The following is a 16472-nucleotide window of genomic DNA, read 5'->3' on the forward strand; positions in this document are numbered from 1 at the left end:
CAAGGCCCGATTCTCCCGGAAATCGCCAAGGTGCTTCCGGAAGCGCACGCGGCACGGATCAAGCGTCCCGGTGTGGTCAATGCCTGGGAATATGCCGACTTCCACAAAGCAGTGCTGGCCACAGGGCGCAAACATCTGATCATGGCCGGTGTGACCACCGACGTTTGCCTTATCTTTCCGGCAATCGATGCCGCGCTCGAAGGCTTTGCCGTACAGGCCGTGATGGATGCTTCGGGTTCGCCGAGCGATCTTTCCGAGGAGTTTGCCCGTCAACGCATGCACGATGCCGGCGTCGTGCTCACCGCCACCAATACGCTCATGGCTGAAATCGGCCAGGATTGGTCCACACCTATCGGACAGCAGCTGATTGGCCTGTTGTTCACCGATGTATTCCCGGCCCTGGGTGCTGGCATCCAGTAAACCGCGATCCCGTCGCGCTGCTCGAAGCGCATGGCACTTCGGGCAACGCGAAGGTTCCCGGATCAGTTGGCTGTCGCATAGCGAAGATATTCGGCGCTGATCCGATTTGAATGGCTGACCAACCCGCGGACGAAGGGTAATCGTGCTTCTTCATAGCGGGCCAGCACTGCGGCAATGGATGCTTCTGCACCTCGCTCTGCGAGCTTTCCCGCCAGCATCGCGGCATCTTCCACTCCGGTCAAAAAGCCGCGCCCGGTCATCGGTGACACAACGTGGGCGGCGTCCCCGATGATGGCCAGTGCGCCACGTGCCAACCGCTGCGGCTTGTATTCGGCAATCGGAGCACCGCTCAATACATTCGCTGAGCGCACACCGACTGTCACCACCTCGGCCCACATCGCCGGCCAGACCCGTGGGACCTGGGCGACCAAGCCAGACCTGACGTCTTCATCGATCGTGCCGCGTCCGAGTGTGCCGACGATGTGGCCATCGGCGGTCAGGCAGCCGGTGCGCCGGAGCAAGGCTTCCTGATGCACATCGAACCAGGCGAAGGTGATTTGCCGCTGACCTGGCTCCAACGAGCCGTCGCGCCCCGGAAGTACAGCGGCGACCAGGCGATATCCGCCGACGAACTCAATCCATAGGCCGCCATCCGACGGCCAGGGTACGGGACGTGTCAGTGTTCGCTCCTCGACCAGCCCACGCCACACGAGATAACCGGCATAGCTGGCAAGCGGCGCATTCGGTGTGATCGCCTGGCGAACGATGCTGCGATAGCCGTCCGCCCCGATCACCGCGGCGGCGTCCCGCTGGGTTCCGTCGGCCAAGGCGATTTGTGCCCGATCGCCGAGGTCTGCGACCGAGGTGACGGTTTTGCCTTCTTCGAGGACGATGCCAGGTGTTGCGACAGCCCGCTCCCGTAGCCAGCTGTAAAGCGCTGGCCAGGTCGTCAGTTCGCGATAGGCGGGTACCACGGGCAAAATGGGCGCGGCACGCGGATCATGGCCAACCGTCGCCGCGAGCAGGTCAAGATCGATGCTCAGGCTATCGCCACCGTGCACGCGCCCGACAGAGCGCTCAACGACACGAACGGACACGCCCCTGGCCGCGCAGGCGAGCGCCAGCGTGAGGCCGGCAAGGGATCCGCCGACAATAATGATTTCCGGGGAGGTGGCGTTCATCGCGTGTCAGCACTCATGGCATCAAGGTTCGAGAAAGTATTCCGGTTTATTTGAAGGTCTTCTGCATGACCGAAATGATGAGCGCAATCAGCGCCACGCCGATCACGACCCAAAAGTATTCCAGGCTGGCGACCAGGGTCGATTGCTGCTGCAGCATTTGTGCGTGCATCGCTACCGAGATTTGATTGGCTGTCGTGGTGCCGACTTCGGATGACAAGGCTTGCGCCAGCTGTTGAGTCTGCTCCACATAGAGAGGGTCGCTGGCGCTGAAATGCACGTTGAGGTTGTTGTATTGCGTGGTGCTGCGCCATTGCAGAAACAGTGTGGCCGCCGTGGTGCCCATCGCCATGGCGATCTGCCCCATCATGCTTTTGATCTGGTAGGCATGCGCGAACAGCTTCTCCTCTTGCATCACGTCCCGAAAGGTTTGCATGGCGGCAGTCGGCAGGACCAACATCACAAAGCATCCATTGAGAATCAATGCCGGCAAAATGTTCAACCACATATTGGCGCTGGGCGTCAGCGAGGACAGCAGGCTGGCAGAGCCACCCAGGGTGACGAATCCGAGAATGAAGAACTTCTTCGGGGCAGGGTACTTTGGAATGATATTGGACACGATTGCCCAGGTGAACAGGGAGCCAGTCAGCCCGATGGCCTGGAAGGTACCAATGGTATCCCATGAATAGCCCAGTCCCGTTTGCAGCAGGTACGGCAAGATGTAGTTATTGGCGCCCAGTACAACGTAGGCATAGCAAAACAGCGCCACGCCCTGGAGGTAACGTGGCTGCATCAAGTCCCTGACGTTCAGGAAGGGCGTTACCTTGTTATGCTCGGCATGGAAGAAGCTGTACACACCCAGTGCTGCCAAGAGTGCGCAGCCGAAGAGGATGAAGGTTTCGTTATAAAAGTCGTAGTAGGACCGCTGTAATATGTAGAACAGAAAGAAACTGCTGACCGACAATAAAAGAATACTCGCCAGGCTTGAGGGGGTTCGGTCCCGCTCTGGGATAGGTGTGGTAGGCAGAAAGCGTACACAAAGTGCTGCGGCGACCAGAGCGCCGGCAATCAATATCCAGAAGATGGCGTGCCAGGTGTTTTCGGCAACGACCCACGATGAGATAAAAGGCGCCGCGGCCGTCCCGCCGGAGAGCCCGGTGGCAAATACCTTGATACCCGTGAACCGGCCAGGGCCAGGGGGGAGCAGGTTGATCATGAGGCGTGCCGAGGTCATGAATGAGGCCCCACCCAAGGCCATGACCACTCGGCCGACGGTGAAACTGGTCAAATCAATGCTCACGCCACAGACGAAGGCGCCCAGCACGTAAATGCTGATCGAGCCGAGCATGAAGTTGCGCCAGCCCAGGCGCTTTATCAGCCAATACTGTTTCGAGATCACCGCCACGGCAATACAGGCATACAGGGCGGTAACCAGACTGAACTCTTCAGGGCTGGCCTCGATTTCGCCGCGAATCGGTGCAGAGGCAAAAGCAATCATGCCCGCCTGCAAAAACTCCAGCGCACAGAGCAGGCCCACAGTGAACAACAGGGCGGCGTGTTTTCTGTACATGATCGCCCCGTCAAAATTTCAGGTTTTTGGGGTCATGGTCACTGCCTTCATTGGCACTGATCACGCGCTCCACCATTTCATTGGCGTCCTGCAGTTCGTTTTTGAAAATCTCGGTGCTGTAAATCGGTTGCTGTGCGACCGTCTTGTTCAGGACCGGGCCATGGCGATCGGAGGTATCGACCGTAACCCGCATGGACAACCCCAGGCGCAACGGGTTCTGTGCTATTTCCTGCGGGCGCAAGGCGATCCTTACTGGCACCCGTTGGGTCACCTTGATCCAGTTGCCGGTCGCGTTCTGGGCCGGCAGCAAGGAGAAAGCGCTGCCAGTCCCAGCATCCAGGCCGACAATGGTTCCGTGGAATATGACGCTGCGGCTGTAGGCATCCGCGCGCAGTTCAGCGGGTTGGCCAATGCGCAGGTGCTCTATCTGCGATTCCTTGAAATTGGCATTGACCCAGAGTTGATCCATGGGTACCACCGACATCAGCGCGACGCCCGGGTTGATTCTTTGTCCGACCTGGACACTGCGTTTGGTGATGACACCTGCAACCGGTGAATGGATTTGCGTGCGCTGCAAGGCGATGTAGGCGTCGCGCAGGTTGCTTGCCGCGACCAGGACATCCGGGTGAGTACGCAGCGTGGTGTTGTCGACCATCGCGAGCCGCACGGCGAGGGCGTGTTTGCTGCCTTCAAGTCCTGCGATTGAGTTTTTCAAGACCTCGGCGGTGTGACTGATCTCTTCCCGAGAGACGGCACCGCTGGCGGCGAGCTGGTTGCGTCGACGCGCATCGTCCTGGGCCTTGCGCACGTCGTTCTGACGCTGCTCGACTTCAGCCTGCAGCTGCTGGGCTTGATAGTATTGGGTACGGGCCTGACGAACCGCGCGGGCCAGGTTCGACTTGGCGCGCTCGTACTGGATTTCGGCATCCACGGCGTTCATGGTGACCAGTAGCGAGTTGCTGTCAACCTGATCGGTGTTGTCGCCGCCGATTGCCGTCACGGTACCGCTGACTTGTGAGGTCACCTGAACAACGTTGCCGTCGACATAAGCATCGTCCGTGGATTCGGAATCCAGTCTCAGCAGGTAGCCGACGCCCAGGGCAACGGCCAGCAGGACCATGGCCACGATCAGCAGCAATGTGGGACGGTACGACGTTCGTTGTTGAGGGGGCGTGGCCGGGGAAGGCGTATCTGTGGTCATAGCGTCATTTACCTGCCCAAGAGGAAGTGGTGTTGTCGGGAGCAGGGATTTCGGGTGTGTAGCCGCCTCCCAAAGCCAGGCTCAGGTTGGCTTGAAGGGATAGCGCTTTCGATTTCAGATCGACCAGTTGGCGTTTTTCAGTCAACGTCGAGTTTTGACTTGCCAGTACCTGCAGATAGGTTGCCAGCCCCGCTGCGTACCGTTTGTTCACCAGGTCGGCGGCGGCCTGAGCGGTGGCTACTGCTTCATGCTGCTGGGCCAGACGTTCTTTTATCCAGCGCAGGGAGGACAGCTGGTCGGCGATATCGCGCAGGGCATCGATGACCGTCTGGTTGTAGTTCTCGACGGCCAAGTCGTAAGCCGCGTCCTGGGCGCCCAGGTTCCCACGCAATCGACCGCCCTCGAAGATCGGCAGGCTGATCGCGGGGGCGAATCCCAGTATGCGGCTGCTGTGTTCGCTGAAGGTATCGAAGCCAAGACTTTGCAGGCCGATGAAAGCCGTCAGGTTAACGTCGGGATAGAAGCGAGCTTTTGCCACATCGATTTCATGACCCGAGGCTTCGACGCGCCAACGTTGCGCAACGACGTCCGGGCGATGCCCTATCAACTCGGCTGGAAGGTTGGTCGGCAGCGCCACGGTATCGCTGGAGTGAAGATGGGGCCTGGTAATCGTTCGTCCGCGGTCGGGTCCTCTGCCCAGCAAGGACGCCAGCTTGTTCTGGTTGAGTTCGATCAACTCCTTCAGCGCGGCAATGTTGGCCCTGCTGGCGGGCAGAGAGGCTTGGGACTGCTTGATGTCGATCTGGGTATCCAGTTCGGCGGCGAATCGCAGTCGGGTCAGTTTTTCGATGTGCTCTTGCTGCGCCAACAGTGTTTGCGCCACATCCATTTGTTCGTAGGTGTTCTGCAATGCAATGTAGGCTTGCACGATCGATGCAGTCAGCATCAGTGCCGCCGCATGCTCATCGACTTCAAGTGCATGTCGACGGCCTATGGCTGCCTCGACAGCCGAACGATTTTTGCCCCAGAAATCCAGCTCGTAACCCACATTCAGGGTGGCCTGATCGACGTTCTGCCAAGTGCCCCTCACCGGCGAAGGTGTGGTGCCGTTGGAGCTGAAGCGCTCGCGGGTCGTGCTCATCGCTGCGTCGACATGAGGCAGTAGCTGAGCCCCTTCGATCGTTTCCAGGGCGCTGGCTTGTCGTACTCGCGCGGCTGCTGATCGCAGGGTAGGGCTGCCCGTCAGGGCTTCCTTGATCAGAGCGTTGAGTTGCGGATCCTTGAAGCTGGCCCACCAGTTTTCAGCAGGCCAGGCTGCCGGGGACAGCGTGACTGTGCTGTCGGCGAGTGTCTCGTTGACATCGCTGGGCGCGAGCAGGCGCGACTGTGGCTTCAGGTCATTGAAAGAGCACCCGCCGAGCACGACCAGCAGCATCGCCAACGACGCTCGTGGGGTGAGCCAATGAGGGGATCGAACAACCGTTGTACCCTGTGGTTCTGGACTGTTCATGAACGATATTCTCTGGCTCAGAAACGCCCTGGACCTGGGGCTCTTTCGATCATTCAACGAGGTTGCAGCTTTCCGAACGCACCACGTCGGTAGCCTTCAACGGCCTCGGCCAATGCTTGTGGGGAGGCTAGCGCCAACGGCCCTTGCCAATACACGGGTTGAATCAGGTTGCGGTTGCCCAGCGCGTCGCGGTTATCAATGCCGGTCTCGGAATCAAGAAACAGATAGGACACGGCTGAGAAACCGGCATGTGGGTGTGGTGGAAAGGTGGGTCCGCTGATCCAGGCATGATCAACCGCGAGGAAGGGGTCGATAGGCTTGGCGAACTGATCTCCACGCAGATTGAAAGCTCGGAACTGACTGCCGTGATTCATGCGCTGCAAACGTGCGATGGATAACATCGTCAGGCTCCTCAGGAGTGATGGGACCATCATTGATCAATCCGGACCCGGGATAAACCCGGTAAAACTGAAATGACTAATCCACTGGTGGGATAATTCCTCTCCTGCCAAAGGGGGCTCCGCTGAGCCCTCTTCAGTTCATTTTGCGATTGGCCTCAGGTCGATAGACGCTTGTTGAACATCGAAACAAACGGCTCCACTTTTCCTGAGGGGCCGTTTAGAGTCGTTGGCTTTTGGGGAGGGTGACAGGCTTTCCCCTGACTGCTTAGGGAAGAGAGTCATGCAACGCTTTGATCGCAGTTCCGTGCCACCACCGAGTTTGTTGCAAGGTCCGGAGGCCAGGGCCAACAGGGAAGCGCTGGCCAAGTACTTTCAGGCGGCCCAGATGAAGAGGGCACAGACTCGGGCTCCAGAGTTGATCCTCGATCTGGATGATGCATCCGTTCACGCTAGCCTGAGCCGGTTGTTTCATGACAAGTGCGCGTTCTGTGAAAGCAAGGTCCCCACGCTTTCTTACCGATTTCGTCCTGGTACAGGTGTCAGTCCAGTCGAGCAAACGCCAGATGCCCATCTGTATTACGTCTGGCTGAGCAGCGTCTGGGAGAATATCTATCCCCTATGCAAGGATTGCAGGCCCGACCGGCCGGACTACTTCCCTGTTCGGGGCAAACGTGCGCCTTTGCCGACAGCGCTTCAGCTTAGAGGTTATGTGGCGGAGAGTTTGGGGACATGGCATGACTATCCGCTTAAGGAGCATCACCTCCTGCTCGATCCTTGTGAGCGAGTCAGTCTGGCCAATCACCTATCTGTCGATCTTTCGGGTGAGCTATTTGCGCTGACAGGGCGCGGACGTGAAACGATCTCCCACTTCAAGCTCAATCGCAGTCAGTTGGTTGAGCGGCGTAGAAGCAGACTGCAATTATATTTCGATGAGCTGTTCAACTTCGAGCTCCCTCAAGCGGAGGAGGATAAGGTGTCATTTCCGCCGGTCCTTGACTTTTCCACACTGGAGTTCGGAGGTCTTTGGTACTTGCTGTGCCGTCGTATCCTTTTGGCGCTTTCTCCGGAAAAACTCCAGCCGCTGGCACTTTCGCGTCGTCGTATTAACTGGACGTTTCACACCATTGCTCTAAATCCAGGTTTTGAATATTGGAGTGAAGGACTTGAAGCCAGACTGGCACTCGCGGTTGTGAAAACGTCCGCACAAACGCCGAAACGGCCGCAATCCTTGCCTCGGGAGCACTCACCCCTGGCATCGATTCACTTGAGTAACTTCAAGGGAATCGAGCAACTCGAACTGGTGATGCCACTTGCGCAGGAAGGACACGCGCCGAACTCGAAGCCCACTCGACCCGCCCTGCTGATCCTGGGTGAAAACGCCGCCGGCAAAAGCTCCATCCTCGAGGCCACGGCCCTGGCGCTCTGCACCGAAGAAGCACGCGCGCAACTACCGGTCGACATTGCCTCGCTGCCCCTCGATCCCGAGCTGTTGGGCGCGGGGCAGGTCCCGCGATGCACCTCGGCGACGGTGACCGTTACCTTCGAGGATGCCAGCCAACGAGAGCTGACCATCGCCGGCGCAGGCTACTGGCCCGCAGGTACGCCCATCGCGCCGCCGGTGTTTGCCTACGGCGCCTTCCGCCAATACCAGAAACAGGTGCGGCGCTACAGCCCGGGCAAATCGGTCATCAACCTTTTCGACGCCACGGCCCTGCTGTCCAACCCGGAGAAATGGCTGTTGGGTCTCAAGCAGGTCGAGTTCGACAGCGTGGTGCGCGCCTTGCGGGATATCCTCTCCATCGAGGGCGGGTTCGAGGTCATGGAACGCGATTTTGCCAACCAACGCTGCCTGATCGTCACGGCGGCTGCCGGTAGCCAGGCCCTGTGTCGAACCCCGCTGAGCCTGGCGTCATCAGGCTATCGCTCGGTACTGGCGATGGTCTGCGACATCATCCAGGGCCTGATGAACCGGCGCATCAATCCCTGCTTCGACAGCCTGGAAACTGCCCAGGCCGTGGTGCTGATCGACGAGGTCGAAGCCCATCTGCACCCGCGCTGGAAAATCCAGATCATGAGCGCGCTGCGCAGCGCCTTGCCGAACGTCACCTTCATTGCCACCACCCACGATCCGCTGTGCCTGCGCGGCATGCAGGACGGCGAGGTGATCGTCATGCAAAGGGTCGCCAGCGAGGCCAATCCCGACAGCGATTGGCCGGTGATGGTGGAGCAGGTGATCCGCCTGCCCAACGTCAGCCAGCTGACCATCGAGCAATTGTTGACCTCGGACTTTTTCAGCCTCACCTCCACCGACCAGCCGGACACCGAGCGCGAGCTGGCGATGTTCGCCGACCTGCTCGCCGCCCGGGAGCAGGGTCAGCCGCTGAGCGAGGCGCAGCAGCACGCCTGGAGCCGCTTCCAACGGGATATCAGCGACGCCTTGCCGGTGGGGGCCAGCGAAGTCCAGCGGCTGGTACAGGAAGCAGTGGTGGAATACCTGCGCAACCGCCGCCAGGCCAGTGCGCTCAAGCTCGGCGAGCTGCGCAAGGACGCCAAAAAACGGATCCTCGCGGTCCTGGAGGGGATCTGAAGCATGCGCGCCGTGACCCGCAACACTGCCAAGGCACCGGAGGCTCTGTCCGGAGCCGACTCGCCCGCCGCCAAGGAATTGCAAAAGTTCAAGGCCTGGTTCGCCGCGCCCAACGGCAGCCCACCGGCCTTCGCGGTGTACAAGGCCGACAGCGTCAAGCAGCAGCTCGACGCACTGTTCCACGGCAAATGCGCCTATTGCGAAAGCTTCTTCGCCTCGACCGCGCCGGTGGATGTCGAACACTACCGCCCCAAGGGCGCGGTGTCCGAAGACGCCAGCCATCCTGGCTATTGGTGGCTCGCCATGGACTGGGACAACCTGTTGCCCAGTTGCATCGACTGCAACCGCAAGCGCAAGCAGGTCAGCCCCAGGCTGTCGGCCAAGTTGCTGACCCTGCGGGACGACCGCCAGGGTTTCAACCAGGGCAGCCTGCTGCTTTCCGGCAAGAAAGACAGCTTCCCGATCCTCGGCCAGCGGGTCATGTCCGCCACGCAGGACTTTGCCGACGAGTACCCGCTGCTGCTCGACCCGTGTCGCGACAACCCGGACGAACACCTGAAATTTCATATCGACCGGAGCAATCTGATCGGCCTGGTGCTGCCCAGGCCGCACACGGGAGCCGACCTGCCACCCATGGCTGCCGCCCTGGATGGCAACGTCGAGGAAGCCTTGGCGGCCGGCTTGAGCCTCAAGGGCAGCGTCTCGATTCATGTCTACGGATTGAACCGGCTGGGCCTGGTGCAGGAGCGCACGCGACTGCTGCGCCAGTTGGAGTTCCTGGAAATGCTCGCGTTGGAAGTGGGGGCGATGGCGGACGAGCTTTTACCGGATCCCGAGGCGCCGCCCTCCGCCAAACTGGTCAGTATCGCCAAGCGCCTGTACTTCCTCCAGGACCAGATTCTCGGGGAAATGAAACGCATGGCCCGGCCCGAGGCGCCTTATTCCGCCATGGTCCGGGCCTGGATCGAGGACTTCAAGGTACGGCTCCAGGCCTGACTAGGGCGCTGTTTCGACGCTGCGCAGGCCCTGGTGCTCGGCCACCACGCGCAAGGTCCTGAGGCTGACCATCGGTGCATCGATCACAAACTGATTGGCCAGCCAGGACGGGATATCGCCGGCCGGCTCGGCTTGCAGCTCATAGGTCACGCGGGTTTGCGTGTCGCTTTCCGGGTGCAGGGTCCAGGTGCCTTTCATCTGCCTGACGCGGATCTGTCCCGGCACGCTGGGTACGAAGCCGGGCACCGCCTCCAGATGCCGGGTCAGGCTGCCGTCGTCGGCGCGCTCACTGTGTACGTGAATCACCATGTCGCGGGTCTGCGCCGGCCACGGCAACGCGGTGGTCAGATAGACCCAGGTGTCGTCGCCGTCATTTTTCAGCAGGCGCATATCGGCGCAGGCGTACAGCCATTTGCAGGCGACCCGGAGGTTTTCCTGCAGGTTGCTCAGGGTGCCGACATCGGCGTTGATCCGCGTCACGCCGCGAAAGCTCTGGTAGCGCGAGCCCGGGACGTGGCTCAGGTACACCTGGATGCCGTCTTCGTCCTTGGCCAGGCGCCAGTCCGGGGGCGCCGCCAGTGTCGAGGTGCAGAGGAGGGCACTGGCCAGCGCGGTCGCAGATAACAGGATGTTCATTCGGATCTCCGGGTTGCACGGCCGATTGTGCCTGGCTACCCGGATATAACACCCCTGGCCCGGGTTTTATTCAATGGGCGCCAGCGGCTTTATTCAAATCGCCTTCGCTCCATTGGGTATAGACGCAGGCATCGGCGCTGGCCCAGCGTACCCGCAGCGGATCGCCGGCCTTGAGTGGCATGCCGGTGGCCGACAGCGCCTTGACCGTCATCGCCGTGCCGCCGTCGGTGACCACGCTGCAGGTCTGGCTTTCGCCGAGGAAGAGCATTTCGCCGACCTTGGCCGGCACCTCGTTCCAGCCCGCCGGCAAGGGTTCGGCGGCGGCCTGTTCGAGGCTCAGTGCCAGGGCCTTCTCCGGACGCACCATCAGCAGCAGCGGCTGCTCGCTGGACACCCCGGAAGTCGGCCGGATCGCCAGGGCCTGGCCCTCGAAGTCCGCCACGGCGTTGCCGCGGGCCTTGAGCTTGAGGAAGTTCGAGTTGCCGAGGAACGAGGCGACAAAGGCGTTCGGCGGGTTCTGGTAGAGGTCGTAGCCGCTGCCCAGGCCGACGATCTTGCCATGGCTGAAAATCGCGATGCGCTGGGACAGGCGCATGGCTTCCTCCTGGTCATGGGTCACATAGACGATGGTGATGCCCAGCCGCCGATGCAGCTGGCGCAGCTCATCCTGCAAGTCTTCGCGCAGCTTCTTGTCCAGGGCACCGAGGGGTTCGTCCATCAGCAGGATGCGCGGTTCGTAGACCAGCGCCCGGGCAATCGCCACGCGCTGTTGCTGGCCGCCGGAAAGCTGCGAAGGGCGTCGATGGGCAAAGCTTTCCAACTGCACCAGCTTGAGCATGGCCTCGACCCGGCGCTCGCGTTCGGCGCTGCTGAGCTTGCGCAGGGTCAGCGGGAAGGCGATGTTGTCGCGTACCGACAGGTGGGGGAACAGCGAGTAACGCTGGAACACCATGCCGATATCGCGTTTGTGCGGCGGGACCTTGACCAGGGACTGTCCGCCCACCAGGATTTCGCCGCTGCTGGGCGTTTCGAAACCGGCCAGCATCGACAGGGTGGTGCTTTTGCCCGAGCCGCTGGAGCCGAGGAAGGTGAGGAATTCACCCTCCTGGATATCCAGGGAAATATTGTCCACGGCGGCGAAGTCACCGTAGTGCTTGTTCAGGTTGCGCAAGCTGACCAGGGGGCGGTCGTGGGACTGCGCGGGGTCTTTGATCACGGCACTCATGTTTTACTCCAGGGCGCTCAGGGGCGCAGTTCATTGCGCCGGCGCAGGGCGGCGGCGAGCACCATCACCAGCACCGACAGGGCGATCAGCAGCGTCGACGCGACGGCGATCACCGGGGTCAGGTCCTGGCGCAGGGTGGTCCACATTTTCACGGGCAAGGTTTGCAGGGTCGGGCTGGCCATCATCACGCTCAGCACCACTTCATCCCACGACACCAGGAAGGCGAACAGCGCGCCGGCGACCATGCCGGGACGAATCGCCGGGAAAGTCACTTTGAACACCGCCTGCAGGCGTGAAGCACCGCAGATCACCGCGGCATCCTCGATCGACTGGTCGAACAGCTTCAGCGAGTTGATGATCGAGATGATGGTGAAGGGCAAGGCGACGATCACGTGGCTGACCACGAAGGCGAACAGCGTCCCGGTGTAGCCGAGCTTGAGAAACAGCGCGTACACCGCCACGGCGATGATCACCAGCGGCACGATCATCGGCAGGGTGAACAGGCCGTAGAGCAATTCCCGGCCGGGGAAGCGCCCACGGACCAGGGCGAAGGCGGTCGGCAGGCCAAGGGCGACGGCGCAGAAGGTGGTCAGGATCGCCACCTTCAAACTGGCCAGGGCGGCATTCATCCAGTCCGGGTTGGAAAAGAACTGGGCGTACCATTTCAGGGTCCAGCCCGGCGGCGGAAACACCAGCCACTGCGAGGAGCCGAACGACAGCAGGACAATGAACACGATCGGCAGCAGCAGGAACAGGGCGATCAGTCCGGTGGTCAGGTAGAGGCCCAGGCGCAGGCGCCGGCTCATGGCATTGGGAGTCAGGAGCATGACGACTTACCTCGCGTTACTGGCGCCAACCGGGGATTCCGGCTGGAGTTTCAGGTAGAAGTAGAACAACACCAGGGTGATCAGCACCAGCAGGGCGGCACCGGCGCTGGCCAGGCCCCAGTTGAGGAACGACTGCACCTGTTGAATGATGAACTCCGGCAACATCATGTTCTGCGCGCCGCCCAGCAGGGCGGGAGTGACGTAGTAACCCAGGGACATGACGAAGACCATCAGCCCGCCGGAAAACAGCCCCGGCCGGCACAACGGCAGAAATACCCGCAGGAAGTTGCGCCAGGGACTGGCCCCGCAGATGGCGCCGGCCTGCAGGATCATCGGGTCGATGGCCTGCATGGTCGCCTGCAACGGCAGAACGATGAACGGGATCATGATGTAGCTCATGCCGATCACCACGCCGGTCAGGTTGTGCACCATCTCCAGTGGCTGGTCGATGATGCCCATGGCCATCAACGCCTTGTTGATCACCCCCGAGGCCTGCAGCAGCACCAGCCACGAATAGGTCCGCGCCAGCAGGCTGGTCCACATCGACAGCAGCACGATACTCAGCAGCCAGCGGCCCCAGCCACGCGGCACCAGGGTGATCGCCCAGGCCAGGGGAAAGCCCAGCAACAGGCTGAACAGCGTGACCAGCCCGGCCACCGAAAAGGTGTTGAGCAGGACCCGCGCGTAGGCCGAGTTGGCGAACAGTTGCTGATAGTTCTCAAGCCCGGGCGTGGGCTCCAGCACGCCGCGCAGCAACAGACCGATCAGCGGCGCGAGGAAAAACAGGCCGAGGAACAGCAGGGCGGGTAACAGGTTGCCCGCCCCCCGCCAGCGCTGCGCATACGTGGAAGACTGCTGCATGACCGCCGCCTTGCTGCTGGCCAGGCCGGCAGCACCAGGGGCGCTCCCGGTCGGACGGGTGTCAGGGGAAAGCGTGGCCGCCAATTTCATTTGACCAGCCATTCGTTCCACCGTGTCGCAATGGCCGGACCGTTCTTGGCCCAGTATGCGAAGTCGAGGGTGATCTGATCCTTAGCGTAGGCAGTCGGCAGGTTCGGTGCCAGTACCGAGTCCAGGCGCGCGACGCTGTCGACGTTGACCGGGGCATAGGCGGTGAGGTTGGAGAAATCGGCCTGGCCCTTGGCGCTGCTGGCGTTGGCCAGGAACTTCATGGCCGCCGCCTTGTTTTTGGAGCCTTTAGGCACGACCAGGATGTCGGCCATGACCAGGTTCTGTTTCCAGCTCACACCCACTGGTGCGCCGTCCTGCTGCAGGGCGTAGATCCGACCGTTCCAGAACTGGCCGAGACTGGCTTCACCGGAGGCCAGCAGTTGCTGAGATTGCGCGCCACCGCCCCACCAGACGATGTCTTTCTTGATGGTGTCGAGTTTCTTGAAGGCGCGATCCAGGTCCAGCGGGTAGAGCTTGTCGGAGGGGACGCCGTCGGCCAGCAGGGCCAGCTCCAGCACGCCGGGGCTCGGCCATTTGTACAGGGCACGTTTGCCCGGGTAGGTCTTGGTGTCGAACAGCGCGCTCCACTCCTGCGGCTTGCCGGCGCCCAGCTTGCCTTCGTTGTAGCCGAGTACGAAGGAGAAGTAGAACGAACCGACGCCGTGGTCGGAGACGAAGCGCGGGTCGATCTTGTCGCGTTGGATCTGGCTGAAGTCCAGCGGTTCGAGCAGGCCTTCGGCGGCGGCGCGCAGGGCGAAGTCGGCTTCGACGTCGACCACGTCCCACTGCACGTTACCGCTTTCGACCATGGCCTTGAGCTTGCCGTAGTCGGTCGGACCGTCCTGGACCACGGTGATGCCGCTGGCCTTGCTGAACGGGTCGGCCCAGGCCTGTTTCTGCGCGTCCTGGGTGCTGCCGCCCCAACTGACGAAGTTGACGCTGTCGGCGGCCATGGCGAAGGAACTGCCGATTGCCAGGAAACCCGCGAGCAATGTCGCGCTTGCAGCTTTGTTCAACACCATTTTCACGCCCTCATTTGTTGTGTTTTTGAGCGGGTTGTTGATGCCCGCCTATCGGGAGCAGTAGGTCCATCGGGGCCTGTTAAGGCGACCGTGCCAAGGGCATTTTCTTGTGCTTTCCCTGTCGGGGGCACTTGGCAAATATCTCCGGTCTACGGAATATCATATTATGGTATTCCAAACTTTCTGCAAGCACTTTGCCTTACCGGTGATCCGGCCTTGACGCTTTTTTGTGGGAGCCGGCTTGCCGGCGATGATGTCTGGACAGTCGATGCAAGACTCGCGGTCCTCATCGCTGGCAAGCCAGCTCCTACAGGGGGGGCGGGGGTGACGCTATCTTGCTGTGCACCAGGGCCTAATGTGGGAGCCGGCTTGCCGGCGATGACGTCTGGACAGTCAGTGCAAGACTCGCGGTCCTCATTGCTGGCAATCGAGCGTCGACCGGCGCTCCCACAGGGTGACGGTGGTCTCAGGGTTGCGGGAAGGGGATGCTCTCCACCACCTGCAGATCGTAGCCGGTCAGCCCGGCATATTTGAGCGGCGGCCCGAGGTGGCGCAGTTGGCCGACACCGAGGTCCTGCAGTATCTGTGCCCCGGTGCCGATCTCCGAATAGATCCGCGATTGCGAACGGCTGTATTGGCGCGGCGGCCGGGTCAGTTGCGGTACACGTTCAAGCAGGGCCTGGGACGATTCATGGTTGGCCAGCACCACCACGACGCCACAGCCTTCCTCGGCGACCCGTTGCAGCGCGGCCCACAGCGTCCAGTTGCTCGGCCCGTGGTACTCGGCGCCGACCAGGTCACGCAGCGGATCGATGACGTGAACCCGCACCAGCGTCGGGGTATCGCGGCGGATATCGCCCATCACCATGGCCATGTGCACGCCGCCTTCAATGCGGTCCTCGAAGGTGATCAGGCGGAAGGTGCCGTGCACCGTCGGCAGTTCCCGTTCACCGATCCGCAGCACTGTGTGTTCGGTGCTGAGGCGGTAGTGAATCAGGTCGGCGATGGTGCCGATCCGGAGGCCGTGTTGACGCGCAAACACTTCCAGGTCCGGACGTCGGGCCATGCTGCCGTCATCGTTCATCACTTCGACGATCACCGAGGCCGGGGTAAAGCCGGCCAGGCGCGCCAGGTCGCAGCCGGCCTCGGTGTGCCCGGCGCGAGTCAGCACGCCGCCTTCACGGGCACGCAGGGGGAAAATATGCCCGGGTTGTACCAGGTCTTCGGCGCGGGCATCGGCGGCCACCGCGGCTTCGACGGTGCGGGCGCGGTCGGCGGCGGAAATACCGGTGGTCACGCCGTGGGCGGCCTCGATGGACACGGTGAAGGCGGTGCTGAACGCACTGCCGTTACTCGGCACCATCTGTTCCAGGCCCAGGCGCCGGCAATGCTCGTCGGTCAGGGTCAGGCAGATCAGCCCGCGCGCCTCACGGGCCATGAAGCTGATAGCCTGGGCGTTGCAGCAGTCGGCGGCGATCAGCAGGTCGCCTTCGTTTTCGCGATCTTCGTCGTCCACCAGCAGGACCATCTTGCCCTGGCGGTAGTCGTCGATGATGTCCTGGATACGGTCAAAGGCCATGCCGGTGCTCGCTTTGTATGAAAGTGTGGATTATGGTATACCATAATACAAAATAAACCCGCAATGAGGTCATTGATGAAGGCTTACTGGATTGCCCATGTGGATGTCACGGACGCCGAGCAATACACCGAGTACACCCGCCGCGCGCCAGCGGTATTTGCCCTTTACGGCGGACGCCTGCTGGCACGGGGCGGACGCGCCGAGGCGTTGGAGGGGCGGGAAACGCCACAGCGCAATGTGGTGATCGAGTTCGATTCCTACGATCAGGCGCTGGCCTGCTATCGTTCGGCGCAATATCAGGAGGCGCGCGGACACCGCGAAGGCGCGGCGCGGGCTGAAGTGATCATTGTCGAGGGGATGGCGCCCTGA

The 16472-nt window shown here is 61.6% G+C and carries 14 protein-coding genes and 1 pseudogene; 4 read left to right on the plus strand and 11 right to left on the minus strand.

Annotation, left to right across the window (positions count from 1 at the left end; genetic code table 11):
* The coding region (locus tag AC07VG_RS32055) for an isochorismatase family protein (protein WP_495022472.1) at positions 1-420 on the plus strand (420 nt) is incomplete at its 5' end.
* 62 nt (positions 421-482) lie between these two features.
* On the opposite strand, the gene AC07VG_RS32060 is transcribed toward AC07VG_RS32055, so the two are convergent.
* The 5 genes and pseudogenes from AC07VG_RS32060 to AC07VG_RS32080 form a co-directional block, all read right to left on the minus strand.
* The gene (locus AC07VG_RS32060; protein ID WP_495022473.1) at positions 483-1601 is read right to left on the minus strand and encodes an FAD-dependent monooxygenase; all 1119 of its coding nucleotides are present in this window, start codon (positions 1599-1601) and stop codon (positions 483-485) included.
* A gap of 46 nt (positions 1602-1647) precedes the next feature.
* Positions 1648-3168, minus strand: a complete 1521-nt coding sequence (locus AC07VG_RS32065) for an MFS transporter (RefSeq protein WP_495022474.1) — start codon at positions 3166-3168, stop codon at positions 1648-1650.
* A 10-nt stretch (positions 3169-3178) separates the two neighbouring features.
* A complete protein-coding gene (locus AC07VG_RS32070; RefSeq protein WP_495022475.1) occupies positions 3179-4369 on the minus strand; it encodes an HlyD family secretion protein in 1191 nt (396 codons plus the stop codon).
* 4 nt (positions 4370-4373) lie between these two features.
* A complete protein-coding gene (locus AC07VG_RS32075; protein WP_495022476.1) occupies positions 4374-5879 on the minus strand; it encodes an efflux transporter outer membrane subunit in 1506 nt (501 codons plus the stop codon).
* A 146-nt stretch (positions 5880-6025) separates the two neighbouring features.
* Positions 6026-6280, minus strand: a pseudogene (locus tag AC07VG_RS32080) (cupin domain-containing protein); the annotation flags it as partial.
* A gap of 1264 nt (positions 6281-7544) precedes the next feature.
* On the opposite strand from AC07VG_RS32080, the gene AC07VG_RS32085 reads away from it, so the two are divergent.
* Together AC07VG_RS32085 and AC07VG_RS32090 are read left to right on the plus strand one after the other, a co-directional pair.
* Complete coding sequence (locus AC07VG_RS32085) at positions 7545-8867, plus strand: AAA family ATPase (protein WP_495001687.1); 1323 nt, start codon at positions 7545-7547, stop codon at positions 8865-8867.
* A 3-nt stretch (positions 8868-8870) separates the two neighbouring features.
* Positions 8871-9863, plus strand: a complete 993-nt coding sequence (locus AC07VG_RS32090) for an HNH endonuclease family protein (protein ID WP_495022477.1) — start codon at positions 8871-8873, stop codon at positions 9861-9863.
* Here AC07VG_RS32090 and AC07VG_RS32095 read toward each other — a convergent pair whose 3' ends face one another.
* The 6 genes from AC07VG_RS32095 to ribBA form a co-directional block, all read right to left on the minus strand.
* Positions 9864-10499, minus strand: coding sequence for an START domain-containing protein (locus AC07VG_RS32095; protein ID WP_495001689.1), 636 nt, complete (start codon positions 10497-10499; stop codon positions 9864-9866).
* 70 nt (positions 10500-10569) lie between these two features.
* The gene (locus AC07VG_RS32100; RefSeq protein WP_495001690.1) at positions 10570-11724 is read right to left on the minus strand and encodes an ABC transporter ATP-binding protein; all 1155 of its coding nucleotides are present in this window, start codon (positions 11722-11724) and stop codon (positions 10570-10572) included.
* Between the two features lie 17 nt (positions 11725-11741).
* On the minus strand, positions 11742-12551 hold the full coding sequence (locus AC07VG_RS32105) for an ABC transporter permease (protein ID WP_248796337.1): 810 nt from the start codon (positions 12549-12551) through the stop codon (positions 11742-11744).
* 6 nt (positions 12552-12557) lie between these two features.
* Positions 12558-13502: an ABC transporter permease gene (locus AC07VG_RS32110; protein WP_495001787.1), complete on the minus strand. Its 945-nt coding sequence runs from the start codon at positions 13500-13502 to the stop codon at positions 12558-12560.
* A complete protein-coding gene (locus tag AC07VG_RS32115; protein ID WP_495001691.1) occupies positions 13499-14524 on the minus strand; it encodes an ABC transporter substrate-binding protein in 1026 nt (341 codons plus the stop codon). Before AC07VG_RS32115 ends, AC07VG_RS32110 begins: the two co-directional genes overlap by 4 nt.
* Before the next feature lie 466 nt (positions 14525-14990).
* Positions 14991-16103 (minus strand): bifunctional 3,4-dihydroxy-2-butanone-4-phosphate synthase/GTP cyclohydrolase II, encoded by a 1113-nt coding sequence (gene ribBA, locus AC07VG_RS32120; RefSeq protein WP_495001692.1) that lies wholly within the window; start codon positions 16101-16103, stop codon positions 14991-14993.
* Positions 16104-16178: 75 nt separating this feature from the next.
* Between ribBA and AC07VG_RS32125 the strand changes: the two genes are divergently transcribed.
* Positions 16179-16472 (plus strand): DUF1330 domain-containing protein, encoded by a 294-nt coding sequence (locus AC07VG_RS32125; RefSeq protein ID WP_495001693.1) that lies wholly within the window; start codon positions 16179-16181, stop codon positions 16470-16472.

The organism is Pseudomonas sp. GW821-FHT03C07 (assembly GCF_059420925.1).